Origin of the sequence: Bradyrhizobium sp. AUGA SZCCT0158, assembly GCF_018130065.1 — a bacterium.
GTDB lineage: Bacteria > Pseudomonadota > Alphaproteobacteria > Rhizobiales > Xanthobacteraceae > Bradyrhizobium.
The window spans coordinates 172,096-198,161 of record NZ_JAFCME010000004.1 but is presented as its reverse complement, the minus strand read 5'-3'; the positions used below and the strand labels follow the sequence as shown (position 1 = coordinate 198,161).

24 protein-coding genes are annotated in these 26,066 nt (G+C 64.2%); 9 read left to right on the top strand and 15 right to left on the bottom strand.

What is annotated here, in order from left to right; genetic code table 11:
- Positions 1-46: 46 nt before the first annotated feature.
- Both guaB and JQ574_RS07660 read right to left on the bottom strand, forming a co-directional pair.
- Positions 47-1,537, bottom strand: coding sequence for an IMP dehydrogenase (gene guaB, locus JQ574_RS07665; RefSeq protein WP_212207884.1), 1,491 nt, complete (start codon positions 1,535-1,537; stop codon positions 47-49).
- 196 nt (positions 1,538-1,733) lie between these two features.
- Entirely contained in the window at positions 1,734-1,982 is a 249-nt protein-coding gene (locus JQ574_RS07660; RefSeq protein ID WP_212207883.1) for a hypothetical protein, read from the bottom strand.
- A gap of 138 nt (positions 1,983-2,120) precedes the next feature.
- On the opposite strand from JQ574_RS07660, the gene JQ574_RS07655 reads away from it, so the two are divergent.
- A complete protein-coding gene (locus JQ574_RS07655) occupies positions 2,121-3,596 on the top strand; it encodes a DHA2 family efflux MFS transporter permease subunit (RefSeq protein ID WP_212207882.1) in 1,476 nt (491 codons plus the stop codon).
- 5 nt (positions 3,597-3,601) lie between these two features.
- Here JQ574_RS07655 and JQ574_RS07650 read toward each other — a convergent pair whose 3' ends face one another.
- The gene (locus JQ574_RS07650; RefSeq protein WP_212294397.1) at positions 3,602-3,901 is read right to left on the bottom strand and encodes a hypothetical protein; all 300 of its coding nucleotides are present in this window, start codon (positions 3,899-3,901) and stop codon (positions 3,602-3,604) included.
- A gap of 281 nt (positions 3,902-4,182) precedes the next feature.
- On the opposite strand from JQ574_RS07650, the gene JQ574_RS07645 reads away from it, so the two are divergent.
- The gene (locus tag JQ574_RS07645; protein WP_212207880.1) at positions 4,183-4,362 is read left to right on the top strand and encodes a hypothetical protein; all 180 of its coding nucleotides are present in this window, start codon (positions 4,183-4,185) and stop codon (positions 4,360-4,362) included.
- 30 nt (positions 4,363-4,392) lie between these two features.
- Positions 4,393-4,554, top strand: coding sequence for a hypothetical protein (locus JQ574_RS07640; RefSeq protein ID WP_212207879.1), 162 nt, complete (start codon positions 4,393-4,395; stop codon positions 4,552-4,554).
- A 180-nt stretch (positions 4,555-4,734) separates the two neighbouring features.
- Here the strand turns inward: JQ574_RS07640 and JQ574_RS07635 are convergent, their stop codons facing one another.
- Positions 4,735-5,421 (bottom strand): RlmE family RNA methyltransferase, encoded by a 687-nt coding sequence (locus JQ574_RS07635; protein WP_212207878.1) that lies wholly within the window; start codon positions 5,419-5,421, stop codon positions 4,735-4,737.
- 114 nt (positions 5,422-5,535) lie between these two features.
- Positions 5,536-6,576 carry a Ppx/GppA phosphatase family protein gene (locus JQ574_RS07630; protein WP_212207877.1) on the bottom strand — a complete coding sequence of 347 codons (1,041 nt, stop codon included), beginning with the start codon at positions 6,574-6,576 and terminating at the stop codon, positions 5,536-5,538.
- Positions 6,577-6,772: 196 nt separating this feature from the next.
- Here JQ574_RS07630 and JQ574_RS07625 point away from each other — a divergent pair, with 196 nt between their 5' ends.
- Together JQ574_RS07625 and JQ574_RS07620 are read left to right on the top strand one after the other, a co-directional pair.
- Positions 6,773-9,148 carry a xanthine dehydrogenase family protein molybdopterin-binding subunit gene (locus JQ574_RS07625; RefSeq protein ID WP_212207876.1) on the top strand — a complete coding sequence of 792 codons (2,376 nt, stop codon included), beginning with the start codon at positions 6,773-6,775 and terminating at the stop codon, positions 9,146-9,148.
- Position 9,149: 1 nt separating this feature from the next.
- Entirely contained in the window at positions 9,150-10,538 is a 1,389-nt protein-coding gene (locus tag JQ574_RS07620) for an FAD-binding oxidoreductase (RefSeq protein ID WP_212207875.1), read from the top strand.
- Positions 10,539-10,548: 10 nt separating this feature from the next.
- On the opposite strand, the gene JQ574_RS07615 is transcribed toward JQ574_RS07620, so the two are convergent.
- Both JQ574_RS07615 and JQ574_RS07610 read right to left on the bottom strand, forming a co-directional pair.
- Positions 10,549-11,157 (bottom strand): 2-hydroxychromene-2-carboxylate isomerase, encoded by a 609-nt coding sequence (locus JQ574_RS07615; RefSeq protein WP_212207874.1) that lies wholly within the window; start codon positions 11,155-11,157, stop codon positions 10,549-10,551.
- 2 nt (positions 11,158-11,159) lie between these two features.
- On the bottom strand, positions 11,160-11,960 hold the full coding sequence (locus JQ574_RS07610; RefSeq protein ID WP_212207873.1) for a hypothetical protein: 801 nt from the start codon (positions 11,958-11,960) through the stop codon (positions 11,160-11,162).
- A 175-nt stretch (positions 11,961-12,135) separates the two neighbouring features.
- Here JQ574_RS07610 and JQ574_RS07605 point away from each other — a divergent pair, with 175 nt between their 5' ends.
- The 3 genes from JQ574_RS07605 (at position 12,136) to JQ574_RS07595 (ending at position 15,619) form a co-directional block, all read left to right on the top strand.
- Positions 12,136-12,621 carry a YaiI/YqxD family protein gene (locus JQ574_RS07605; protein ID WP_212207872.1) on the top strand — a complete coding sequence of 162 codons (486 nt, stop codon included), beginning with the start codon at positions 12,136-12,138 and terminating at the stop codon, positions 12,619-12,621.
- An 8-nt stretch (positions 12,622-12,629) separates the two neighbouring features.
- Positions 12,630-14,441: an ABC-F family ATP-binding cassette domain-containing protein gene (locus JQ574_RS07600; protein ID WP_212294392.1), complete on the top strand. Its 1,812-nt coding sequence runs from the start codon at positions 12,630-12,632 to the stop codon at positions 14,439-14,441.
- A 95-nt stretch (positions 14,442-14,536) separates the two neighbouring features.
- The gene (locus JQ574_RS07595; protein ID WP_212207870.1) at positions 14,537-15,619 is read left to right on the top strand and encodes a D-TA family PLP-dependent enzyme; all 1,083 of its coding nucleotides are present in this window, start codon (positions 14,537-14,539) and stop codon (positions 15,617-15,619) included.
- A gap of 72 nt (positions 15,620-15,691) precedes the next feature.
- Here JQ574_RS07595 and JQ574_RS07590 read toward each other — a convergent pair whose 3' ends face one another.
- The 8 genes from JQ574_RS07590 to JQ574_RS07555 form a co-directional block, all read right to left on the bottom strand.
- A complete protein-coding gene (locus JQ574_RS07590) occupies positions 15,692-16,921 on the bottom strand; it encodes a TIGR03862 family flavoprotein (protein ID WP_212207869.1) in 1,230 nt (409 codons plus the stop codon).
- Positions 16,922-16,923: 2 nt separating this feature from the next.
- The gene (locus tag JQ574_RS07585; protein WP_212207868.1) at positions 16,924-17,841 is read right to left on the bottom strand and encodes an SDR family NAD(P)-dependent oxidoreductase; all 918 of its coding nucleotides are present in this window, start codon (positions 17,839-17,841) and stop codon (positions 16,924-16,926) included.
- Between the two features lie 116 nt (positions 17,842-17,957).
- Complete coding sequence (locus JQ574_RS07580; RefSeq protein WP_212207867.1) at positions 17,958-18,437, bottom strand: MaoC family dehydratase; 480 nt, start codon at positions 18,435-18,437, stop codon at positions 17,958-17,960.
- A 3-nt stretch (positions 18,438-18,440) separates the two neighbouring features.
- Positions 18,441-20,174, bottom strand: a complete 1,734-nt coding sequence (locus tag JQ574_RS07575) for an AMP-binding protein (RefSeq protein WP_212383434.1) — start codon at positions 20,172-20,174, stop codon at positions 18,441-18,443.
- A gap of 10 nt (positions 20,175-20,184) precedes the next feature.
- Positions 20,185-21,072: a 3-hydroxyisobutyrate dehydrogenase gene (mmsB, locus tag JQ574_RS07570; protein WP_212207865.1), complete on the bottom strand. Its 888-nt coding sequence runs from the start codon at positions 21,070-21,072 to the stop codon at positions 20,185-20,187.
- 33 nt (positions 21,073-21,105) lie between these two features.
- Positions 21,106-22,182 carry an enoyl-CoA hydratase/isomerase family protein gene (locus tag JQ574_RS07565; protein ID WP_212207864.1) on the bottom strand — a complete coding sequence of 359 codons (1,077 nt, stop codon included), beginning with the start codon at positions 22,180-22,182 and terminating at the stop codon, positions 21,106-21,108.
- Positions 22,179-23,324: an isobutyryl-CoA dehydrogenase gene (locus tag JQ574_RS07560; RefSeq protein WP_212208026.1), complete on the bottom strand. Its 1,146-nt coding sequence runs from the start codon at positions 23,322-23,324 to the stop codon at positions 22,179-22,181. Before JQ574_RS07560 ends, JQ574_RS07565 begins: the two co-directional genes overlap by 4 nt.
- Positions 23,325-23,457: 133 nt before the next feature.
- Positions 23,458-24,954, bottom strand: coding sequence for a CoA-acylating methylmalonate-semialdehyde dehydrogenase (locus JQ574_RS07555; RefSeq protein ID WP_212207863.1), 1,497 nt, complete (start codon positions 24,952-24,954; stop codon positions 23,458-23,460).
- Positions 24,955-25,052: 98 nt separating this feature from the next.
- Here JQ574_RS07555 and JQ574_RS07550 point away from each other — a divergent pair, with 98 nt between their 5' ends.
- Entirely contained in the window at positions 25,053-25,967 is a 915-nt protein-coding gene (locus JQ574_RS07550) for a LysR family transcriptional regulator (protein WP_212207862.1), read from the top strand.
- Positions 25,968-26,066 lie beyond the last annotated feature (99 nt).

Here is a 26,066-nt window from a genome sequence, read left to right as displayed (position 1 = left end):
CATCTGCGGTCTGGTCCTTCGGACCATCCCGGAATGACGGCCTAAATTACACTCCGCCCGGATAGTTCGGGCTTTCGCGGGTGATGGTGACGTCGTGGACGTGGCTCTCGCGCAGTCCCGCGCCGGTGATGCGCACGAACTGCGCCTTCTCGTGGAATTCGGCGAGGTTGCGCGCGCCGACATAGCCCATTGCCGCGCGAAGACCGCCGGCAAGCTGGTGCATGACGTTGCCGACCGGGCCCTTATACGGCACCTGGCCCTCGATGCCCTCGGGCACCAGCTTGAGCGTGTCCTTGATGTCCTGCTGGAAGTAGCGGTCGGCCGAGCCGCGCGCCATCGCGCCGACCGAGCCCATGCCGCGATAAGCCTTGTAGGAACGGCCCTGCCACAAGAACACTTCGCCCGGGGTCTCGTCGGTGCCGGCCAGCAGCGAGCCGACCATGGCGATGTCGGCGCCGGCGGCGAGCGCCTTGGCCAGATCGCCGGAATATTTAATGCCGCCATCGGCGATCACGGGGATGTCGGATTTCTTGGCGGCTTCGACGGCATCCATGATCGCGGTCAGTTGCGGCACGCCGACACCGGCGACGATTCGCGTGGTGCAGATCGAGCCCGGCCCGATGCCGACCTTGATCGCGTCGGCACCGGCATCGATCAGCGCCTGCGCGCCTTCCTGGGTGGCGATATTGCCGGCGATGACCTGTACGGCGTTGGAAAGCCGCTTGATGCGATTGACGGCTTCCAGCACCCGCGAGGAGTGGCCGTGCGCGGTGTCCACCACGATGAGGTCGACACCGGCGTCGATCAATAGCTCGGTGCGCTCAAAGCCGCCCTCGCCGACCGTGGTCGCCGCCGCGACGCGAAGCCGCCCCTGCGCGTCCTTGCAGGCGAGCGGATGCGCGACCGCCTTTTCCATGTCTTTGACGGTAATCAGGCCGACGCAGCGATATTGCTCGTCGACCACCAACAGCTTTTCGATGCGATGCTTGTGCAGCATCCGCTTCGCCTCGTCCTGGCTGACGCCTTCGCGCACCGTGACGAGGCCTTCATGCGTCATCAGCTCGGAGATTTTTTGCTTCGGGTCGGTGGCAAAACGCACGTCGCGGTTGGTGAGGATGCCGACCAGCTTGCCCGGAACGCCCTTGGAAGCACCGGTGACCACGGGAATGCCGGAGAAGCCGTGATCGTTCATCAACGTCAGCGCGTCCGACAGCATGGCGTCGGGGCCGATGGTCAGCGGATTGACCACCATACCGGATTCGTACTTCTTGACCTGCCGCACCTGGGCGGCCTGGCCTTCGGGATCGAAATTGCGGTGAATGACGCCGACGCCGCCGGCCTGCGCCATCGCGATCGCCATCCGCGCTTCGGTGACCGTATCCATCGCGGACGCAATGATCGGGATGTTGAGCGGGATCGCGCGGGTCACGCGGGAGCGGATATCCGCCTCCGAGGGCAGGATGTCGGAAAGACCGGGTTTGAGCAGCACGTCGTCGAACGTGTAGGCTTCGCGGATAGCCTGAAGTCCCTGCGCCATTTGCCAACTCCTTTCGGCGGCCTCCGCCGCGATATTATTTGGGATGAACGTCGCCTTCGGCTGCGCGAGCGGCGCTGCCGTCGAATCGAAGCCCATCGGTGGGGTTGACGGTGGTCGATAGCATGGCGGACGGCCGAATCAAAGCGTTTGGCCGCTTTGCACAGGCTTTTCCCGAAAAGCCCCGTCGTTAAGGACTTTAACGTTGATATCCGGGCGGCGGGCCATGCTGGCGGATCGCCTCCACCACCTCCCGGTGCCGGCGGTCCTTCCGCTTCATGTGAACCATGACAAGCGCATGCGCCGACGGCACCAGCAGCAGGACGTGGAAAAACAGGCCGAAAACCAGGCAAAACACCAGCAGAACGAGGTTGAAGATCGCCGAAAACGGCTGTCCGTTCAGGAGCAGCCCAAGCGGCGGCAACAGCGCGGCAAGCAGGTAGATCATCGTCAGGTCTCCGGTGGCGCCAGTTGGCGGCGTCACGCAGGATTTAGGTGGTATGCGCGGTTCCGCAATGGCTTGTCCGACAGCCGGGTGATACAGCCCAAAGCGCCCCCACCTGCTTTCCCCGCACCCTGATTCCCGATGAACAAACAGCGCATCATCCCGCTCATCGTGGCCACCGCCCTGTTCATGGAGAACATGGACGCGACCGTCATTGCGACGTCGCTGCCGGCGATCGCGGCCGACATCGGCACCAGCCCGCTGACGCTGAAACTGGCGATCACGTCCTACCTGCTCTCGCTCGCGGTGTTCATTCCCGCCAGCGGCTGGACCGCCGACCGCTTCGGCGCGCGGATGGTGTTCGCGATCGCGATCGGGGTGTTCATGCTGGGATCGATCGGCTGCGCATTGTCGCAGAACGTGACCCATTTCGTGATCGCGCGCATCCTGCAAGGCCTTGGCGGGGCGATGATGACGCCGGTCGGGCGACTGGTGCTGCTGCGCTCGATCGACAAGAGCGGGCTGGTGCAGGCGATGACCTGGGTGACGGTGCCGGCGCTGATCGGCCCGGTGATCGGGCCGCCGCTCGGCGGCTTCATCACCACCTATTTCTCCTGGCACTGGATCTTCCTGATCAACATCCCGATCGGGTTGCTCGGGATCTTCCTCGCGATGAAATATATCGATCCGATCCGCAGCGAAGATCCGGAGCGCTTCGATCTCTACGGGCTGGTGCTGGCGGGCATTGGCCTTGCCGGCATCGCTTTCGGTCTGTCCGTTGCCGGCCTCAACCTGCTGCCCTGGACGGTCGTCGGCGGCCTCATTGCCGTCGGATCGATCTCGATGACTCTTTACGTGGTGCATGCGCGGAAGACGAAATCGCCGGTGCTGGATTTTTCCATGCTGCGCCTGCAGACCCTGCGCGCCAGCATCTATGGCGGCTTCCTGTTCCGGCTCGGGATCGGCGCGCTGCCGTTCCTGCTGCCGCTGCTGATGCAGGAAGGTTTCGGGCTGACGCCGTTCCAGTCCGGCCTCGTGACGTTCTCCTCCGCGGTCGGCGCCATGGGCATGAAGACGCTGGCCGCGCGCATCATCCGCACCTTCGGCTTCCGCAACATGATGGCGGTCAACGCCATCATCAGCTCGGTGTTTCTCGCCGCCTGCGCCCTGTTCACGGTGTCGACGCCGCTGACGCTGATCTTCCTCATCCTCGTGGTCGGCGGCTTCTTCCGCTCGCTGCAATTCACCGCGATAAACACCGTCGCTTATGCAGAAGTCGAACCGGCGCAGATGAGCCGCGCCACCACGCTTGTGAGCGTCAACCAGCAGCTGGCGACCTCGGCCGGCGTCGCGGTCGGCGCGTTCTCGGTGGAATCGACCATGCTGTGGCACCACGCCGCCGAACTGGATGCAACCATGTTCGGCCCGGCCTTCATCGTGGTCGCGATCATCTCGGCGGTGTCGGGCTGGTTCTTCTGGCAGATGCCCGATGACGCCGGCCACGAAATCTCGGGCCGCAAGGCGGTCGAGATTTCCAGCCGCAAGGGCGCGGAAAAGGCCGCGACCAAAGCCGCCAGCGAAGGCACCGAGGACGCGCGGGATCAGCGGCTGGGGTAGATCCGTCACACCCAGTTGATCCCGGCACCGGAAACATATCCGGGCGCAACCGTTTTCCTTTCGTACCTGGAAAGGAAAGACATCATGAAACTCGGAACTATCGGATTGGCCGCAGCACTGACATTTGCGAGCACACTGGCTATCGCACAGACCGGAACCGGCTCCAGCGGTGGCAGCACGGCGACCGGCGGATCGACCACAAGCGGCACCACTACGGGACCCTCGGTCAACAGCACGACGACAGGCAGTTCCACCACCGGCTTGAGCAACGATGCCGGCAGCGCCGCCGCCGGCGCGAACAGCACGCGGAATCCATCAGGAAATCCCGCTATCAATACCTCCCCCAGCGGATCGCCGGCGCTTCCTAAGGGCGGACGGTAGTTACGGCACCGCAACGACGGAATACGGAAAGCCGCCTCATGGCGGCTTTCTTTTTGCCCGGGGGTGCGTTGGCGCTCTCATTTTGAAATCGCGATGGCCCGGTTTGCTGTGTGACGTCGGTCACGGCAAGGAGCCGGCCCATGCCGTATCCCTGTGATCACGGATGGCGGGAATAGTCTCGCTCAAGGACACACGGGAGACGACAATGGTGAACTCTAGGAATTCAGATCAGTCGGTTCGTCTGCTCGACGACGCCGCACTGGAAGCGGTGGCAGGCGGGGTCAAGGATGGCTGCATTCCGGGGCGCCCGCTGCCCAAGCCCCCGATCAATCCGGACGGCGGCTGGACGTTCAAGGACGTCTTCGCGCGCTGGACCATCGGCTAACGATCAATCCCAAACCAACAGGAGACTGACATGAACAAGAACGAACTGAGCCTCGATGAACTGAACAAGGTTGCCGGCGGCGCAATCAAGCAGACCGGCCCGCGGCTTCCGACCGGGACCGGCCCGACCTTTCCGACCGACCCGTTTCCGTTCCCGATTCCGTTTATTCCGCTTGGTCCGTTCCGTTTCTGATCAACGCGGCGTCAGACCGGCAGGAGGCCGCCCAGTCGGGCGGCCTCTTTTTTCGTCATTGCCTGCGACAAACGCAAAGCGTTTGCGCACGGGAGCACTTGCGACGAAGCAATCCACCTGTCTGTTATGCCGCGCGATGGATTGCTTCGCTTCGCTCGCAATGACGGCGGAACGTATCGGCTACGACTTCGCTCCACCGCGAAAGCCCATCGCCAGCACGTAGCGCTCGGACGAGTCCTGGCGGCTCGAGGCCGGCTTGACGTGTTTGACGGTGGCAAAATCGCGCTTCAGCTGCGCCAGCAGTTCGCCTTCGGCGCCGCTCTGAAACACCTTTGCGACGAAGGTGCCGCCGGGATTGAGCACCTCGGTGGCGAACGCCGCCGCGGTTTCGACCAGCCCGATGATGCGGAGCTGATCGGTCTTGCGATGGCCCGTGGTGTTGGCGGCCATGTCGGACAGCACCACGTCGGCGCGGCCGCCCATCATCGCCAGCAGTTTTTCCGGCGCATCGTGGCTAAGAAAATCGAGCTGCGCAAAGGTGACGCCCGGCACTTCCGGCATTTCCAGCAGATCGATCGCGACCACCTTGCCTTTGCCGTTGGCCGCCCCGATGCGTTTGGCCGCGACCTGGCTCCAGCCGCCGGGGGCCGCGCCGAGATCGACCACCGAGATGCCTTGCTTGAGGAAGCGGTGCTTGTCATCGATCTCGATCAGCTTGTAGGCCGCGCGCGAGCGCCATCCGTCCTTTTTGGCCTGCGCCACATAGGGATCGTTGAGCTGCCGTTCCAGCCAGAGCTTCGATGACAGCTTGCGCTTGCCACCCGACTTGACCGTGACGTGCAACCGGCCGGTGGTGTCTTTCGCCATATCGGTATTCGCCTCGAGGAGCCGGATGTGATCTAGCACACGCTGCCGCGCCTTAGCACGACCTCGGTTTCTTGAGCATGATCTTTTCGGAAAACCGGTGCCCACTTTTCCGGATCATGCTCGCAGCGCGCCGTCCTCCCGCATCATTTCGACCAGCATGCCCTCGCGCAGGCCGCGGTCGGCGACGCGCAGCCGCGGCAGCGGGAACGCGTCGCGGATCGCGTCGAGAATGGCGCAACCGGCCAGCACCAGATCGGCGCGCTCGACGCTGATGCAATTATTATTGGCGCGCTCCTGATAGCTCATGCCGAGCAGCCGCTGGATCACCGAGGTGACGTCGGAATTGTTCATCCAGATGCCGTCGATGCGGCGCCGGTCGTAGCGCTGCAGATTGAGAAACACGCCGGCCAGCGTCGTCACGGTGCCCGACGTGCCGAGCAGATGCATGTCCCGCAGATCACCGCCGTGCTCGGCGGCGAAGGGCGCCACATATTGCGCGACCTCGGCGACCATCCGTGCATAGGATTCGGCCGTGACGTCCTTGCCACCGAAATGCTCGGCGATGGTGACGACGCCGAGTGGGATCGACATCCAGGCCTTGATCCGCGGGACGGCGTTTTCTTCCCCTGGATCGCGCTCGATCCGGACCAGTTCGGTCGATCCGCCGCCGATATCGAACAGGATGGCACCCCGTCCCTTGGGATCGAGCAGCGGCGAGCAGCCGATCACCGCGAGCGTCGCCTCGGTCTCGCGGTCGATCACCTCGAGCCGGATGCCGGTGTCTTTTGCCACCCTCTCGCGAAAACTCTCGGCATTGGCGGCGGCGCGGCAGGCTTCGGTTGCGATCAGCCGCAGGCGCCGGGCCTTGCGGTAGCGGATCTTGTCGCTGCAGATACTCAAGGCCGCAATCGCACGATCGATCGCCGCGTCGCTGATGGAACCGGTCGAGGAGATACCCTCGCCGAGCCGGATGATCCGCGAGAACGAATCGACCACGCGGAAGCCGTCGCCAGACGGACAGGCGATCAGGAGCCGGCAGTTGTTGGTGCCAAGGTCGAGCGCGGCGTAGACGCCGCTTTCCGCCCCTGCCACAGCAGACCCTGACGGGCTTGCGCGGGCCGCAAGGCCATCGGCAAGCCGCGTATCCTCGTTCATCAAAACTGTCTTTCCGCGGCATTTGCTGCCGCCGAAGAATGAGCGTTCACGGAAACTTTAGCAGCGCCAAGGGCCTACGCAACATCCCATCACATAGGACCATGCCCAAACAGGCGTTGTCGCTGGGGGATCGGTGCGTTATTTGGTTCCGAGCCCGCGAAAGTCGCGGAAATCCAAGCATTTCAGGTATTTTTCGATGCAAGATCATACGTCTCCGTCGTCGCTGGAAAACGCTATCGCAGTGCAAAAATACGGGGTCGGACAGCCTGTGCGCCGCAAGGAAGACGACACGCTGGTTCGCGGCAAGGGCAAATACACCGATGATTTCAGCCTGCCAGGCCAAGCCTATGCCTGGATCGTGCGCTCCAGCCACGCCCACGGAATCATCCGCGGCATCGATATCAAGGCGGCGCGGACCATGCCGGGCGTGCTCGGCGTCTGGACCGGCCAGGACCTCGTGGCAGCCGGCTACAACCCCTTCACCTGCGGCCTGCCGCTGAAGAGCCGCGACGGCTCGCCGCTGCTGCAGACCAACCGCATGGCATTGGCGACCGACAAGGTGCGCTTCGTCGGCGATCCCGTGGCCTATGTCGTCGCCGAAACGCTGGCGCAGGCGCGCGATGCGGCGGAAGCCGTCGAGCTCGATATCGAGCCGCTGCCTGCGGTGACCAATGCCGAGGAAGCCGCCCAACCCGGCGCGCCGCAGCTCTACGATCACATCCCCAACAACACGGCGCTCGACTATCACTATGGCGATGCCGCCAAGATCGATGCGGCGTTCGCCGGCGCCGCGCATGTGACCAAGCTTGACGTCGTCAACACCCGCGTCGCCGTGGTGTCGATGGAGCCGCGCGTGGCGCTGGCTTCCTACGACAAGACCAGCGAGCGCTTCACGATCCAGGTGCCGACCCAGGGCGTTTCCGGCAACAAGGTCACGTTTGCAAAAATCCTGAACGTGCCGAACGACAAGGTTCGTATCCTGACCGCCAATGTCGGCGGCTCGTTCGGCATGAAGAACATGAACTATCCGGAATACACCTGCATCGCGCATGCCTCGAAGGTACTGGGCCGCCCGGTGAAGTGGACCGACGAGCGCTCGACCAGCTTCCTGTCCGACAGCCACGGCCGCGCGCAGACCATGCATTGCGAACTGGCGCTCGATGCCGAGGGTAAATTCCTCGCCGTGCGCCTCAAAGGCTACGGCAATCTCGGCGCCTACATCACCGGCGTGGCGCCGGGCCCGCTATCGCTCAACACCGCCAAGAACCTTGCGAGCGTCTATCGTACGCCGCTGCTCGGCGTCGACATCAAGACGGTACTGACCAACACCACCCTGATGGGCGCCTATCGCGGCGCTGGCCGGCCCGAGGCCAACTACTACATGGAGCGGCTGATCGACCGCGCCGCCGACGAGATGGGCATCAACCGGCTCACCCTGCGCAAGCGCAATTTCATCAAGCCGGCGCAACTGCCGTTCCCCGCCGCCTCCGGTGTCACCTATGACAGCGGCGATTTCCAGGGCGTGTTCGCCAAAGCGCTGGAGCTGTCCGACCACGCCAATTTTGCCAAGCGCAAGAAGGAAAGCAAGAAGCAGGGAAAACTGCGCGGCATTGCGGTCGGCTCCTACCTCGAAGTCACGGCGCCGCCGAGCGGCGAACTCGGCAAGATCAATTTCGAACCTGACGGTTCGGTGAAGCTCACGACGGGGACGCTCGATTACGGCCAGGGCCACGCCACGCCGTTTGCGCAGGTGCTTTCCGCCGAGCTCGGCGTCCCCTTCGAGAAGATCACGCTCGAACAGGGCGACAGCGATCTCGTGCGTTTCGGTAACGGCACCGGCGGCTCGCGCTCGATCACCGCGACCGGCCAGGCGATCGTCGAAGCCGCGGCGCTCGTGGTTGCCAAGGGCAAGCAGGCTGCGGCGCATCTGCTGGAAGCCAGCGAGGGCGACATCGAATTCGGCAATGGCCGCTTCACCATCGCCGGCACCGACCGCTCGATCGGCATCATGGAGCTGGCGCAGCGGCTGCGCGACGGCAAGGTGCCGGAGGGCGTGCCCGATACGCTCGACGTCGACCACGCCACCAAGGACACCCCGTCGACCTTCCCCAATGGTTGCCACGTCGCCGAGGTCGAGATCGATCCCGACACCGGCGTGACCCAAATCGTGCGCTACACCGGCATCAGCGACTTCGGCACCATCGTCAATCCGATGATCGTCGACGGCCAGCTGCATGGCGGTGTCGCGCAAGGCATTGGCCAGGCGCTGATGGAGGAAGTCAGCTACGATTCCAGCGGCCAGCCGATCACCGGCTCGTTCATGGATTACGCGATGCCGCGCGCCGGCGACATCCCGCTGATGGCAACCGCCGATCACCCCTCGCCGGCCAAAACCAATCCGCTCGGCACCAAGGGCTGCGGCGAAGCCGGCTGCGCCGGCAGCCTCGCCTGCATCGTCAATGCTGTCATCGATGCGCTGTCGGAGTACGGCATTTCGCAGATCGATATGCCATTGACATCGGAACGCGTCTGGCGTGCGATCCAGGAGGCCAAGGCGAGGAAGGCGGCATAGGATGCAACCAGCCATCATCGGTGAACTCCGCGCTGCGTTCGACGCGACAACGGTCCTGACCGGCGCCGATATCGATGCGCGCTATTACACCGATATAGCCGGCATCCCCGTTCCTCCGCCGCTCGCGGTGATGCGGCCGCGCTCCACCGAGGACGTCTCGCGATTCCTGGCGATCTGCCACCGGGCGCGCGTTGCGGTCACGACCCAGGGCGGCATGACCGGGCTGGTGGGCGCCACCATGCCGATGGCCGGCGAAATCGTGCTGTCGATGGAACGCATGAACGCGATCGAAGAGGTCGACACCGGCGGCGGGGTCGTGATCGCGCAGGCCGCCGTGCCGCTGCAGCGCGTCCACGAGCGCGTCGCGCAGGACGGCTTCATGTACCCGCTCGATCTCGGCGCCCGCGGCAGCTGCACGATCGGCGGCAACATCTCGACCAATGCCGGCGGCAACCGGGTGATCCGCTACGGCATGACGCGCGATCTCGTGCTCGGGCTCGAAGCCGTGCTCGCTGACGGCACCGTGCTCAAGGGCGTGCGCAAATACATCAAGAACAACACCGGCACCGACCTCAAGCAATTGTTCATCGGCACCGAAGGCACGCTCGGCGTGGTGACGCGCGCGGCATTGCGGATTTTCCCGGCGCCGGCCGAACAGCAGGTGGTGCTGTGCGCGCTGCCGAGTTTCGACAAGGTGCGGGCGATGCTCGATTTGGCACGCAAGCGGCTTGGCGGCGAACTGACCGCCTTCGAGGTGATGTGGAACAGCTATTACCGCCTTGTGACCAAGCTGGTGCGAGGCGTCGCCGCGCCGCTGCCGGCCACCCATCCCTTCTATTTGCTGATGGAATCCTCGGGCAGCAATGCCGAGCGCCTACGCTCCGACGTTGAAAGTCTGCTCGAAGAGGCGCTCGGTGAAGGCATCATCCTCGATGCGATCATTGCCAATTCCGGTGCTTCTACCGCCGCGATCTGGCGGGTTCGCGATTCCAGCGTCGAGCTCAGCCGGGCGACTGCGCCCACGGTCGGCTTCGACATCAGCCTCGCCATCGACCAGATGGAACCGTTCACGGAAGCCGTCGCAAAGGCGATCAAGGCGGTCGACAAGGACGCCTACACCATCGTGCTCGGGCATGTCGGCGACGGCAACCTGCACGTCAACACAAAATACTCGCCTCCCGCCGACAGGCATGAGGAGATGAAGAAGCTGGTCTTCGGCCTCACCAGCGACTTTGGCGGTTCGATCTCGGCCGAGCACGGCATCGGCATCTCCAGGCGGCCCTATCTCAAGCTCAGCCGCACCGCGGAGGAGATCGAGACCATGCGCACGCTGAAGCGCGCGCTTGATCCGCATCACATCCTCAATCCCGGTCGCGTCTTCGAGATGTGAAGCGCGCCGGTTAGGCGGCGAGCTTCAGCGCGCGCTCTAGGAGCTCCAGCCGGTCCTGGCCCCAGAAGATCTCGCCCGAGGGCAAGACGTAACTGGGCGCGCCGAACACGCCCGCCTTCAGGGCATCCTGCGTATATTTCTCATACAGCGCATCGAGTTCGGCGTCCGATGGGCCGCCGGCCCGCAGCGCGGCGGCATCGAGACCGGCGCGTTGCGCCGATGATGCCATCACCGCGGTATCCGCAAACGATTCCTCGCGCTCCCAGATGGCGCGCGCCAGCTCCAGCGACAATTTATGAGCGTCCTTGCCCTGCAGCTTGGCTGCGATCACGAGGCGCGTCGCCGCCGCGTCATCGCTGGGGAAGAATTTAGGCTCGACATTGAGAGGAAGTCCCCGCACCTCGCGCCAGCGCCTGAGTTCCATCAGCCGGTAAGCCTGCCGCTGCGGGGAACGCTTTGGCAGCGGCAGCCCGCCGGTCTGCTCGAAAATCGGACCGAACTTGGCGGGCTTGACGTTGACCTCGGCGCCATAGCGGCGCGCGATCTCGGCGAACGGGCCGCTGCCCATGTAGGTCCAGGGCGAGTTGAGTGAGAGGTAGTAGTCGATGGTGATGGCCATGGTTATGCCGCCACCTGTTCGCGCGGCTGGTAGATCGCGGTGTGGTGGCAATGCGCCAGTGGCGTCTTGCCGTTGGCAACCACCAGCGCGTCGAGTTCGACGAAACGGTGCCCCTTCTTGTCGTAATTGCCGATCACTTTGGCACGCGCGGTCAATTCATCGCCGTTGCGGGCCGCGGACAGGAGCTGCATCCTTGTGCCGACATGAATCCATGGGCCCATGATGGCGTTGTCGACGAGCACCATGTTCATCACCCGCGGCAACAGGCCGGGGTGGCCGAGTCCTTCCTGCGCGTAGATCGCTTCGGTTTCGCGAATATCCGCCAGATATTGTTTTGCCGCGTCCGTCGCCCAGGTGCGCGGCGCCGCGCCGAGCCATTTATCAAGTGCATAGGACGACGCATCGACCGGCTTGCGCTCGCCTGCGGCTGCGACCTCGACAAAGTCGGTAAGGGAGAATGCTGGCGCCGCCGCCGGCAACGACGCGGTGCCGGTGGCACAAAGATCTCCCCGGCTCTCGACCTGGAGCTCGAGCACGCCGTTGCTTTCTTCGCCCATGACATCCGCCTGCTCGCCGTCATAGACCGGCTTGACGAAGCGCGCCTCGATCAGGCCACGCTCGAGAAAGGCACGGCCCCATTTTGCGACCGGCAGGTGCATCATGTAAGCCATGACATCGACACCGGGCACCAGACCGCCGCTAAAACCATAGCGCTTCGCCACCGTGTCATCGTGCATCTTGTTCTCGGAATGCTTGGAAGTGTTGTAGGCCGAGACGCGATACGGCCCAATGCGGCTTGTCATGCCCGTTTCCTCTATTTTCTTGTTGTTTCCGGGCGTTATCGTACGCAAAGAAAGTGTCGTGGCAAGCGTGTTCCCCGGCCTGTTTTCCTCGCCTTTTTCCGCCCCATGGAGTACCACGCGCGGACGAGACGACGAGACCGAATCCAACCCCGATAAACCGACTGAAGTGCCCGACTTGAATCCTACCCGCATCTATGTCGACGCCGACGCCTGCCCGGTCAAGGACGAGATCTATAAGGTCGCGAGCCGGCACGGCCTGCCCGTCAGCGTGGTCGCGGGCAATTTCATCCGCGTGCCGCAGGATCCGCTGATCGAGCGGATCGCCGCCGGCGCCGGGATGGACGCCGCTGACGACTGGATTGCGGAACGCGCCGGCAGGGGCGATATCGTCATCACCTCCGATATTCCGCTGGCGAGCCGTTGCGTGAAGGCCGGCGCCGAGGTGCTGGCACCGAACGGCAAGCCGTTCACCGAACAATCGATCGGCATGACGCTCGCGGTACGCAATCTGATGACCGATCTGCGTTCGTCGGGTGAAGTGACGGGCGGACCGAAATCGTTCGCCCCGCGCGACCGCTCGGCGTTCCTCTCCGCGCTCGACCAGACCATCCGGCGCATCCAGCGTCAGCGGGCCTCGCAGCCTGCGCCGAACCAGAATTGAGCTGAACGATGCCGCCGCCGCTGATCCAGTTGAAAGATATCGCGCTGACCTTTGGCGGCACGCCGCTGTTGTCGGGCGTGGAATTGTCCGTGTCGACGGCCGAGCGCGTGTGCCTGATCGGCCGCAACGGCTCCGGCAAATCGACGCTGCTGAAGATCGCCGCCGGGTTAGTCGAGCCCGACAGCGGCAGCCGCTTCGTGCAGCCCGGCGCCACGATCCGCTATCTACCGCAGGAGCCTGATTTCGGCGCGCACAAGACGACGCTGGCCTATGTCGAGGCCGGACTCAATCCGGGCGACGACCATTATCAGGCGCGCTATCTCATCGAGCAGCTGGGCTTGAGCGGCGATGAAGATCCCGCCCATGTCTCGGGCGGTGAAGCCCGCCGCGCGGCGCTGGCGCGGGTGCTGGCGCCCGCCCCCGACATTCTGCTGCTGGACGAGCCGACCAACCATCTCGATCTCACCACCATCGAATGGCTGGAAGGCGAATTGGAGAGCCGGCGCTGTGCGCTGGTCATCATCAGCCACGACCGCCGCTTCCTCTCGAACCTGTCGCGCTCCACCGCCTGGCTCGACCGCGGCCAGATCAGGCAGATCGACCGCGGCTTTTCCGCATTCGAGGCCTGGCGCGACGAAGTGCTGGCCGAGGAAGAACGCGACCAGCACAAGCTTGACCGCAAGATCGTCAATGAAGAGCATTGGCTGCGCTACGGCGTCTCCGGCCGCCGCAAGCGCAACGTCAAGCGGCTCGGTAATCTGCATGCCCTGCGTGATCAGCGGCGGACCTATCGCGGCGCGACCGGCAACGCCAGCCTCGCCGCCGCCGAAGCGGACAAATCGGGCAAGCTGGTGATCGAGGCCAAGAACATCGGCAAATCGTTTGGCGACCGCAAAATCGTCGAAGGGTTCTCGATCCGGGTGCAGCGCGGCGACCGCATCGGCATCGTCGGGCCGAACGGCGCCGGCAAGACCACGCTCATTGATATGCTGACCGGCGGCAGCCCGCCCGACAGCGGCACGATCCGGCTCGGTGCCAACATCGAAATGGCGACGCTGGACCAGCACCGCGAAAGCCTCGACCCCAAGTCGACGCTGGCCGATGCCCTGACCGGCGGCGGCAGCGACCATGTCATGATCGGCGGCAAGCCGAAGCATGTCGTCAGCTACATGAAGGACTTTCTGTTCGCGCAGGAGCAGATGCGCACGCCGCTGGAAGTATTGTCCGGCGGCGAACGCGGCCGGCTGATGCTGGCGCGTTCACTGGCAAAAGCTTCCAACCTGCTGGTGCTGGACGAACCAACCAACGATCTCGACCTCGAAACCCTCGACGTGCTCGAGGAAATGCTCGGCGACTACGAAGGCACCGTGATCCTGATCAGCCATGACCGCGACTTTCTCGACCGCGTCGTGACCTCCGTGATCGCGCCCGAAGGCGATGGGCGCTGGATCGAATATGCCGGCGGCTACACCGACATGCTGGCGCAGCGCGGCGCGGATCTGAAGCGCGAAGCGGTCAAGGTCGCCGAAGAGAAGCGGGAAGCGAGGGTTGCCGCTGGATCGCCTTCGACCGGACCGAAACGGCGCCTGAATTTCAACGAGAAGCACGCGCTGGAAACGCTGCCCAAGACCATGGCGAAGCTGCAAGCCGAGATCGCCAAGCAACAGCGCATTCTCGACGATACCGATCTCTACAAGAAGAACCGCAAGAAGTTTGATTCCGCCTCCGATGCGCTTACAAAGGCGCAGAAGGACTTACAGGAAGCCGAGGACAAGTGGCTGGAGCTTGAAGTGCTTCGGGAAGAGATTGAACAGGCATGAATCGTAGGATGGGTGGAGCGAAGCGATACCCATCATGCCCCGTGGATAATGTTTGATGGGCGCTGCGCTCTACCCATCCTACAATTGAGGAAACCATGACCACACCCCTCGCCGCCAAGATCGCCCGTGAATACGGCACACCCGCCGCCGTGATCGACATGGACCGGGTCGAGCGCAACATCGCGCGCATCCAGGCGGCTTGCGATGCCGCTGGCGTCGCCAACCGGCCGCATATCAAGACCCACAAGAGCCCCTTGCTGGCGACGATGCAGATCAAGGCCGGCGCCAAGGGCGTGACCTGCCAGAAGCTGGGCGAGGCCGAAGTGATGGCAGACGCCGGGATCGACGACATCCTGATCAGCTACAATCTGATCGGCGAAGAGAAGATGGCGAGGCTCGGCGCGCTGCAGGGCAAGGCCAACATGACGGTTGCCTGCGACAATTCCGTCGTGGTGGCGGGCCTGCCGCAGGCCGCCGCGGCCTCAGGCCGTCCGCTGTCGGTGGTGGTCGAATGCGACACCGGACGCAAGCGCGCCGGCGTCGAGACGCCTGCCGAAGCCATTGCGCTGGCACGCGAGATCGCGGGCTCCAAGGGACTGAAATTCGCCGGCTTCATGCTGTACCCGACCGAAACCGGCTGGGCCGAGGCACAAAAATTCTTTGACGAGGCGCTGGCCGGCGTCCGCGCCCACGGCCTCGATGCCACGATGGTCTCGACCGGTGGCTCGCCGAACATGAAGAACGTCGGCAAGCTCAAGGGCGCCACCGAGCATCGGCCCGGCACCTATATCTACAACGACCGCATGCAGGTCGCGGCCGGCGTCGCCAGTTGGGACGATTGCGCCCTCAGCATCTATTCGACGGTCGTCAGCCGCGCCGGCCCGGATCGCGGCATCCTCGATGCCGGCTCCAAGACGCTGACGTCGGACACCGGCGGCGGGCTGGAAGGCCACGGCCTGATCCTCGAACATCCCGAAGCCAAGATCGCGCGCTTCGCCGAGGAGCATGGCTTTCTCGACCTCACCCGCAGCAATACACGCCCGAACGTCGGCGACGTCGTGCGCATCGTGCCAAACCACGTCTGCGTCGTCGTCAACATGATGGACGAAGTGGTGATGGTCCGCGGCGAGGAGATTCTTGGGACGCTGCCGGTGGCGGCGCGGGGGAAGCTGCGGTGATCCAGTCCGTAGGATGGGTAGAGCGGAGCGAAACCCATCATCTATCCCCGTGACATGATGTGATGGGTTTCGCTACGCTCTACCCATCCTACGATTGAGCCACTTCAACACACCCCTGCCCGCGGCAGCACCCGTCGCAAACGACGCCTGCAGCAGATAGCCGCCGGTCGGCGCTTCCCAATCCAGCATTTCGCCGGCCGCGAATACGCCCGGCAAACGGCGGATCATGAAGTCGGCATCGAGTTCGTCGAAGGCGATGCCGCCCGCGGTCGAGATCGCGCGCGCGATCGGTGCGACGCCGTTGAGTTCTACGGGCACAGCATTGATCAGTCGCGCGAGATCGAGTGGCGATAGCGAAGCCAACGAGACGCCGGACGTCTTCGCCGCCTCCTGCAGCAATCCGATCGCGACCGGCGAAAGATGCGCGGCCTTGCGCAGGAAGTTCGACTGGGATTGTTTACCTTTTGGCGCAGAGAGCCGCGCGGTCAATTCCTCGATCGCCAGATCGGGGCGCAGCGCGACGTGCAGCGTCGCCTGCCCTGCGCCAAGGATCGCCTCGCGCAATTCCGCCGACAGCGCATAGATCGCGCCACCTTCGATACCCGTGCGGGTGACGATGGCTTCGCCGCGAACGCTGTGCGTTCCAAACGTCAGCGCTACGCCCTTGAGCGGCTGGCCTTCGAACCGATCGCGGAAAATATCGGACCATGCGACGGTGAAGCCGGAATTTGCCGGACGCAGCGGGGATATGTTGACGCCCTTGGCAGCGAGCGTTTCCGCCCATACGCCGTCGGAGCCAAGCCGCGGCCAGCTTGCGCCGCCAAGTGCCAGTACGGTCGCGCTCGCTTCGATGTCGCGTGGTCCGTCCGGTGTCTGGAACTGGAGGCGGCCGTCTTCGCTCCAACCGGTCCAGCGATGGCGCAGCGCGAACTGCACGCCCTGCGAATCCAGCCTCCGCAGCCATGCCCGCAGCAACGGTGACGCCTTGAATGCTTGCGGGAAAACCCGGCCGCTGGAGCCGACGAAAGTTGGCTGCCCCTGCGCCTCGCTCCAGTCGCGCAGCGCTTGTGGCGGAAACGCTTCGATGACCGATGCGAGATGCGGCTGCGCGCTGCCGTAGCGCGCAACGAAGGCGGCCAGCGGCTCGCTGTGCGTCAGATTGAGCCCACCCCGGCCGGCCATCAGGAACTTGCGCCCGGCCGAGGGCATCGTGTCGTAGACGGTGACCGCAGCGCCGCCCTGCGCCAGCACTTCGGCCGCCATCAGCCCGGCAGGTCCGGCGCCGATGACGGCGATAGCCATCGTCAGAGCTTGATCCCCGCCTTCGCGGCCGCCTGCCCGACATATTTCTGCGTCTGCTCGAACGCGCCCTGCAGCGCCTTCGCCGTGGACATATCGCCGATCGCGGCAAAGTTCGCCGCGATGGCGTCCGGCGTCCACTCGGCTTGCGGCAGGTTGATGCCTTCGGTTTCCACGACCTTGATCACCGCAAACGAGCCGGCACCCGCGCCCATGATGGTGCGGGTCGGCGCGTCCTCGCTCAGCAAAAATTCCACCGCGGGCGTAATCGCCTCGGGGCGCATCAGCGCCAGCGCCTGTGGCGGCAGCAGTTCTTCGGTCATGCGCGTCGCCGCGGTCGGCGAGATCGTGTTGACGCGGATGTTGTTCTTGCGGCCTTCCTCGGCCAGCACGTTCATCAGGCCTACCATGCCGGCTTTGGCCGCGCCGTAATTGGCCTGGCCGAAATTGCCGAACAGGCCGGATGAAGAGGTCGTCAGCACGATGCGCCCATAGTTGCGCTCGCGCATGCCATCCCACACTGCCTTGCAGCAGTAAAATGTACCGACGAGATGGACATCGAGCACCTTGGCAAAGTCGGCGATGTCCATTTTTGCGAACGACTTGTCTCGCAGGATGCCGGCGTTGGCGCACAACAGATCGACGCTGCCCCACTCCTTCGTGGCCCGCTCGACCATCGCGGTGACCTGTCCGAACTTCGAGACGTCGGCGCCGTCGGCCATCGCCGTGCCGCCGGCTTTGCGGATTTCCTCGACCACGGTCTCGGCGGGCGTCAGCGAGCCGCCGGTCCCGTCGCGCGCGCCGCCGAAATCATTGACCACGACCTTGGCGCCGCGGCTGGCCAGCCCCAGCGCATGCGCCCGTCCCAGACCATTGCCCGCGCCGGTGACGATTGCGACGCGTCCGTCAAACCTGATTGTCATGCGTAAGATTCCTGGTTCTCGTCATGCCCGGCCTTGTGCCGGGCATCCATCCAAAATCGAGTGTTTTTGAGCAGTGATGGATTGCCGGGTCAAGCCCGGCAATGACAGAGAAAATCTCAGGCGAAATAGATCAGACCGAGCCAGTTGGCGACCAAAGCGGGCTTTGCTTCACCCTCGATCTCGACGGTGACATTGGTGCGCGACTGCAGTTCCTTCGGCTTGCGCAGCGTGGCCTCCAGCAGCGTGAAACGGCCGCGGACGCGGGAGCCCGCGCGCACCGGCGACATGAAGCGCAGCCGGTCGAACCCGTAATTCACACCCATCGTGGTGCCTTCGATGACCGGCATCACCTCATAGGACATGATCGACAGCAGCGACATCGTCAGAAAGCCGTGCGCCACGGTTGTGCCGTAAGCGGTTTCCTTCTTGGCGCGCTCGGGATCGACATGGATGAACTGGTGGTCCTCGATCACGTCGGCATAGACGTCGATCCTGGCCTGATCGACCAGATGCCAGGACGAGACGCCGATTTCCTTGCCCACCATGGCCTGATAGGCTTCGAACGACACCGGCGGCTTCTTCCAGACTTCATTCATTACTTAGGTCTCCAATCCGGCGGTCCGCACCTTCTGCAGCTCCGGAAACTGTTCTTCGCGGAATTCCGTCCCGCGCAGCGCATCGCTGCGGTTGTCGTCGTGCTCCAGCCGCCGCAATTGCACGCGGCGGATTTTTCCCGAAATCGTCTTCGGCAATTCGGTTACCAGTTCAATGCGCCGGATGCGCTTGAACGGCGCAAGGCGCGTGTGCAGGTGGTTGAAGATCGACAGCGCGGTCTCCGGCGAGCGTTCCACGCCGGCCACCAGCAGCACATAGGCCTTCGGGATTGCCAGCCGGATCGGATCGGGACTGGGCACGACGGCGGCTTCCGCCACCGATTCATGCTCCAGCAGCACACTTTCCAGTTCGAACGGGCTGATGCGGTAGTCGGACGATTTGAACACGTCGTCGGAGCGGCCGACGAAGGTCAGATACCCCTCGTCATCGGCGAACACCACATCGCCGCTGCGATAGAGGTCGCCATCGGCGCCGCTCAGTTTGCCGTCCTCGCCTTGATAGCCCTGCATCAGGCCGGCCGGACGGTCCGCGCCGAGCACCAGCGTCACCTCGCCCTCCTTGGTGACGTGGCCGTCATTGTCCGTGATCTGCACGCGGTAGCCGGGCAACGGGCGGCCCATCGATCCGACTTTGACCTTCTGGCCCGGCGAATTGCCGGCGAGCGCCGTGGTTTCGGTCTGGCCGTAGCCGTCGCGGATGGTGAGGCCCCAGGCGTTCTGCACCTGATCGATGACTTCGGGATTGAGCGGCTCGCCGGCGCCGCAGACCTCGCGCAAGCTCACCTTGAAGTCCGCGAGCTTCTCCTGGATGAACAGCCGCCACACCGTCGGCGGCGCGCAGAGGGTCGTCACGCCGCAGCGGCCGATGGTGGCGAGCAATGACTTGGCATCGAAGCGCGGCTGGTTGACCACGAACACGGTGGCGCCGGCGTTCCATGGCGCGAACAGACAGCTCCAGGCGTGCTTGGCCCAGCCCGGCGAGGAAATGTTGAGGTGCACATCGCCCGGCTGCAGCCCGAGCCAGAACATCGTCGACAACGCGCCGACGGGATAGCTGCGCTGGCTGTGCCGCACCAGCTTTGGTTTTGCCGTGGTACCCGAGGTGAAATAGAGCAGCAGCGGATCGTCGGCGTTGGTCGGGCCGTCGGTTGCAAACGTCTCGGACGCGCTGGCGGACTCTTCGAACGGCAACCAGCCGTCGTGCTTCGCGGTCGCACCGACCACGATGCGCACCAGGCCCTCGGCACCAAGGCTCGCGAATTTCGCGACCTGATCCTGCGAGGCCACCACGACCTTGGCGCGGCCGCGGTCGAGCCGGTCGCGCAGTTCGTCGGGCGTCAGCAGCGTGGTTGCGGGGATCACGACGACGCCAAGCTTCATCGCCGCCAGCATGGTCTCCCACAGCGGCACGACATTGCCGAGCAGCAGCAGCAGATGATCGCCGCGCTTCAGGCCCTGCGCGCGCAGGAAATTAGCGACCTGGTTGGAACGGCGCGACAGCGCGGCAAAGGAAAGCTTCATCTCCTTATCGATGCCGGAATCGACGATCCACAGCGCCGCGCGGTCCTTGGTGTCGGCGTTACGGGCCAGTTCGGCGTCGAACCAGTCCAGCGCCCAGTTGAACGGAACAGGGTCCGGCCAGCGGAACCCCTTTACCGCGGTGTCGTAGTCGGTGCGGTGCTTGAGCAGAAAGGCGCGCGCTTCCTGGAAACTCGTCATCGGCTCTCCGTTATTTCCCGGCGAGACTCCGAACGTGCTGGATAATCCCGGAAAAATCCACCCCGCCATGGCCGGCGGCGTCGAATGCCTTGTAGATCTCCTGCGCATGTTTGCCCAGAGGCGTTGCGGCCCCCGCGGCGTTGGCGGCGTCCTGCGCCAGCGTCAAATCCTTCACCATCAGGTTGGACGCAAAACCCGGCTTGTAGCCGTTGTTGGCCGGCGAGGTCGGAACCGGGCCCGGCACCGGGCAATAGGTCGTCAGCGACCAGCATTGCCCCGATGAGGTCGAGGCGACGTCGAACAGCGCCTGATGCGACAGGCCGAGCTTTTCGGCGAGCGCGAAGGCCTCGCCTACCGCGATCATGGAAATACCCAGGATCATGTTGTTGCAGATCTTGGCCGCCTGCCCGGCGCCGGCGCCGCCGCAATGCACGATCTTCTTGCCCATGTTCTCCAGCACCGGCTTGGCGGCCCCGAACGCCTTCTCCTCGCCACCGCACATGAAGGTCAGCGTCGCGCCCTTGGCACCGCCGGTTCCGCCGGACACCGGCGCATCGACCGAAGCCATGCCGTGCTTCGCCGCCAGCGCATGCGCCTGCTTTGCGCTTTCGACGTCGATGGTCGAGCAATCGATGATCAGCGCACCCTTGGCCATCGCCGGAACCACGTCGGTCCAGACCGAGACCACGTGCTTGCCCGCGGGCAGCATGGTGATGACGGTATCCGCACCCTTCACCGCGGCCGCGGCGCTGTCCGCGATGGTGGCGCCATCGGTCCTGGCCTGGTTCTTCGACGCTTCGACCAGATCGAAGGCAATGACCTTGTGGCCGGCCTTGACCAGGTTGGCCGCCATCGGCCCGCCCATATTGCCGAGGCCAATGAATGCGATATTTGCCATCTCGAATCCTCCGCGTGAGCTGTTCTTGTTATTTCAGTTGAACCTGAGTTCGTCGGCGCCGATCTCGGCGAAGTAAGGCGCCTGCATCGCAGGCGTCACGTCCTCGATCCGCGGCGGCGACCATTTTGGACTTCGGTCCTTGTCGATCACGGCGGCGCGCACGCCTTCGCGAAAGTCGTCGCTGGCAAAGACTTCCAGCGCGGCGCGATATTCCCGCACCAGGCATTCCTCCAGCGAGGTCGACGTCCGCGCCAGCCGCAGCAGTTTCAGCGTGACCACCATGCCGCGCGGCGATTTTTCACCGAGCGTCTTCAGGGTTGAAAGCGCCAGTTCCGAGCGGTCCTGCTGCAGGGCGGCGACGATGTCTTCCATCCGGTCATGGGCGAACCAGCTGTCGATTTTTGTCTGCATCGCGCCCACGGGGCCGGCAGTCTCGCCGGTCGCAAAGCCATCGATAAGGGTCTTGATTTCGGCTGATGTTGCTCCGGGCCGAACCTTGGTCAGCGCCTCGCGCAGCGCGGGCAATTTAGCCGATGGCACGACCGCATCGGCAAAACGCGCATTGATCGCATCGGGGCCATTCATGGTCTGGCCGGTCAGGCCAAAATACGTGCCGATTTCACCCGGCGAATGCGAGAGGAGCCAGGTGCCGCCGACATCCGGGAAAAAGCCGAGGCCGACTTCGGGCATGGCGAGCTTTGTCCGCTCGGTCACCACGCGATGGCTGCTATGGGCGGATAGCCCGACGCCACCGCCCATCACGATGCCGTCCATGAAGGCGACATAGGGCTTTGGGAATTTCTTGATGCGGGCGTTGAGGATGTATTCCTCGCGCCACAGGATCTTGCCGAGATCGCCGGCAACTTTTGAACTCTCCCACAGCGCGCGGATATCGCCGCCGGCGCAGAGACCGCGTTCGCCTGCCCCTTCCAGCAGGATCACCGCGACGGCCGGATCGGCCTCGAATTGATCGAGCGCCTTGTCGACGTCGCGAAACATCTCCAGCGTCACGGCATTGATCGCCTTCGGCCGGTTCAGCCGGATCACGCCGCAAGAACCCTCGCGCCGCGCGATCAGGTCGCCCTCCGGCGCCTCGGTAGCCGATGTCATCGCGCGCCCTCGATCAGTTTTCGCGACACGATCAGCCGCATGATCTCGTTGGTCCCTTCCAGGATCTGGTGCACGCGCAGGTCTCGCACGATCTTTTCGATGCCGTATTCGCTGAGATAGCCATAGCCGCCATGCAGTTGCAGCGCCTGGTTGGCGACCTCGAAGCCGACATCGGTGCCAAAACGCTTGGCCATCGCGCACAGCATGGTCGCGTCGGCATCCTTGCGGTCGAGTGCGGCGGCCGCGCGCCACACGAAGGTCCGCGCCGCCTCCAGTTCGGTCGCCATGTCGGCGAGGCGGAACTGCAGCGCCTGGAATTCGTCGAGGCGCTTGCCGAAGGCTTTTCGCTGTTTCATGTAGCCAAGCGACTTATCGAGCGCGTTCTGCGCGCCGCCGAGCGAGCACGCCGCGATGTTGATGCGGCCGCCGTCGAGCCCGGCCATCGCAATCTTGAAGCCGATGCCCTCGTCGCCGAGGCGATTTTCAACGGGCACACGCGCATTCTCGAAAATCACCGCACGGGTCGGCTGCGCGTTCCAGCCCATCTTGCGCTCATTGGCGCCGAACGACAGGCCGGGCGTATCGCCCTCGATCACCAGCGTCGAGATGCCGCCCGGGCCGTCGGCGCCGGTGCGCACCATCACCACATAGAGATCGCCCTTGCCGGCGCCTGAAATGAACTGCTTCTGGCCGTTCAGCACATAATGATCGCCGTCGCGCACCGCGCGGGTGCGCAGCGCCGCCGCGTCCGAGCCGGAGCCGGGCTCGGTCAGGCAGTAGCTCGCCAGCAGCTCCATGGTGCAGAGTTTCGGCAGCCATTTCTGGCGCTGGGTGTCGTTGCCATAGGCATCGATCATCCAGGACGCCATGTTGTGGATCGAGATGAACGCCGACACCGTCGGGCAGCCCTGCGCCAGCGCCTCGAAGATCAGCGCGGCGTCGAAGCGCGTCAGCGCCGAGCCGCCGACATCGTCGCGAATATAGACCCCGCCGATGCCGAGCGTTGCCGCCTCGCGCATCACGTCGACGGGGAAATGCTTTTCCTCGTCCCAGCGGATCGCATGCGGCGCAATTTTCTCCGCGGCAAATTCCCGCGCCATGTCGCGAACCGCAATCTGGTCCTCATTGAGAGCGAAATGCATCTCGGTGCCCGCGTTTCTCTTACCGTCATGGCCGAGCTTGTCCCGGCCATCCACGTCTTTCCTGCTGCAACCTTCAAGTCGTGGATGCCCGGGTCAAGCCCGGGCATGACGAGTTAAGGAGATTACGACGCGATCAGTTCATCGTCGGAATCGAAAACTCCGCGCCTTCCTTCACACCCGACGGCCAGCGCGAGGTGATGGTTTTGGTCTTGGTGTAGAAGCGGATCGAATCCGGGCCGTGCTGGTTGAGATCGCCGAAGCCGGACTTCTTCCAGCCGCCAAACGTGTAATAGGCGATCGGCACCGGGATCGGCACGTTGATGCCGACCATGCCGACTTCGACCTTGGCGGCGAAATCGCGCGCGGCGTCGCCGTCGCGGGTGAAGATCGCAACGCCATTGCCATAGTCATGGTCCGACGGCAGCGCCAGCGCTTCCTTGTAGTCGTGCGCGCGCACCACCGACAGCACGGGGCCGAAGATCTCTTCCTTGTAGATCCGCATGTCCTTGGTGACGTTGTCGAACAGTGAACCGCCGAGATAGAAGCCCTTCTCGTAGCCCTGCATCTTGAAGCCACGGCCGTCGACCGCGAGCGTCGCGCCTTCCTTGACGCCGGTGTCGATGTAGCTCTTCACCTTCTCGACCGCTTCGCGCGTCACCAGCGGGCCGTAATCGGCCGAGGGATCGATCGAGGTGCCGATCTTGAGCGACTCCACGCGCGGGATCAGCTTTTCCATCAGGCGGTCGGCAGCGGTCTTGCCGACCGGCACCGCGACCGAAATCGCCATGCAGCGCTCGCCCGCCGAGCCGTAGCCGGCGCCGATCAGGGCATCGACGGTCTGGTCCATGTCGGCGTCCGGCATCACGATGGCGTGGTTCTTGGCGCCGCCGAAACACTGGCAGCGCTTGCCGGTCTGCGCGGCGCGCTCGTAGATGTACTGCGCAATCAGCGTCGAGCCGACAAAACCGATCGCCTTGATATCGGGATCGTCGAGAATGGCGTCGACGGCTTCCTTGTCGCCGTTGACGACGTTGAGCACGCCGGGCGGAAGACCCGCCTCGATCATCAGGGCGGCGAGCAGCATCGGCACGCCGGGATCGCGCTCCGAGGGCTTTAAGATAAACGCGTTGCCGCAGGCGATCGCCGGCGCGAATTTCCACATAGGGATCATCGCCGGGAAATTGAACGGCGTGATGCCGGCGACGACGCCGAGCGGTTGCCGCATCGAGTAGATATCGATGCCGGGGCCGGCGCCTTCAGTGTATTCGCCCTTCATCAGATGCGGAATGCCGCAGGCGAATTCGACCACTTCGAGGCCGCGCTGGATATCGCCCTTGGCGTCAGGAACGGTCTTGCCGTGCTCACGCGCGAGGAGATCGGCGAGCTTGTCGTAATCGCGGTTGGCGAGTTCGAGGAACTTCATCATCACGCGCGCGCGGCGCTGCGGGTTGGTGTTGGCCCACTCGACCTGGGCGGCCTTGGCGTTCTCGACGGCGGCGCGGACCTCGGCCTTGGAGGCCAGCGCCACCTTGGCCTGGACGTCGCCGGTCATCGGCTCGAAAACGTCGGCCGTCCGGCCCGAATTGCCCTTGACCTCTTTGCCGCCGATGAAATGTCCGATTGAACGCATGAATCTTCTCCTTGGGAGTCTCGGGTAATTTTACCGCCCTTTTTGACCCGCATTTCTTAGGATACAAGTCTGATAAATTGCACCATAGATGTGCGGAAATGCTGGATCAAGGCGGCGGTACGATCGATTGGGATGACTTCCGTTTTCTGCTGGCAATTGCGCGCGGCGGAACGGTATCCGCTGCCGCAAAACAGCTGGGCGTCGATCATGCCACAGTGATCCGGCGTGTCGACCGGCTGGAGCGGCATCTGTCCGCAAAACTGTTTGATCGGCGCAAGACCGGCTATTTGCTGACCGAGGCCGGCCAGCGCGTCGCCGACAGCGCGGAGGCGATGGAATCGACCATCGTCGCCAACCAGGAGGCGGTCGGCGGCTCCCGCGCGCATCTGACCGGCACCGTGCGGATCGGGGCCCCCGACGGCTTTGGCAGCCACTTCCTGGCCTCGCGCCTCGTCAAATTCGTCGAGCGCTATCCGGATCTCGACCTGCAGCTGGTCGCCACCGCCCGGCTGTTCAGCCTGTCGAAGCGCGAGGCCGATATTGCGATCAGCCTGACGATGCCGAAGGAAGGCCGGATCGTTGGGCGCAAGCTGCTCGACTACAGCCTCGGGCTTTATGCCGCCCCCGCCTATCTCGACCGCGCGCCCGGGATTACCGGGCGCAGCGACCTCGCCGCGCACCGCTTCGTCGGCTACATCGAGGAACTTCTGTTCACGCCGGAGCTGGATTATCTGCCGCAGGTTAGCCCAAAGATCTCCGCGAAATTCCGCAGCGCCAATCTGATCGCCCAGCTCAACGCCACCATCGCCGGCTTCGGCATCGCCGTGCTGCCGCATTTCATGGCGACGGCTCATCCCGAGCTGCGACCGGTGCTGCCGGACGAGATTACGATCTCGCGGACGTTCTGGCTGCTGATGCATGCCGACAGTAAGGATCTGGCACGGATCCGCGCGGTGGCGGATTACATTTATGAGACGGTGGAAGGCGAGCGGGCGTTGTTTGGTGGGCGGTGAATGAAACTGTCGTCCCGGCCTTGAGCCGGGACCCATACCGCGTGATCTATCGACAGAAAAAAGCCGGCAGACGCTGCCTGCAATTACAACCGCCGCGGC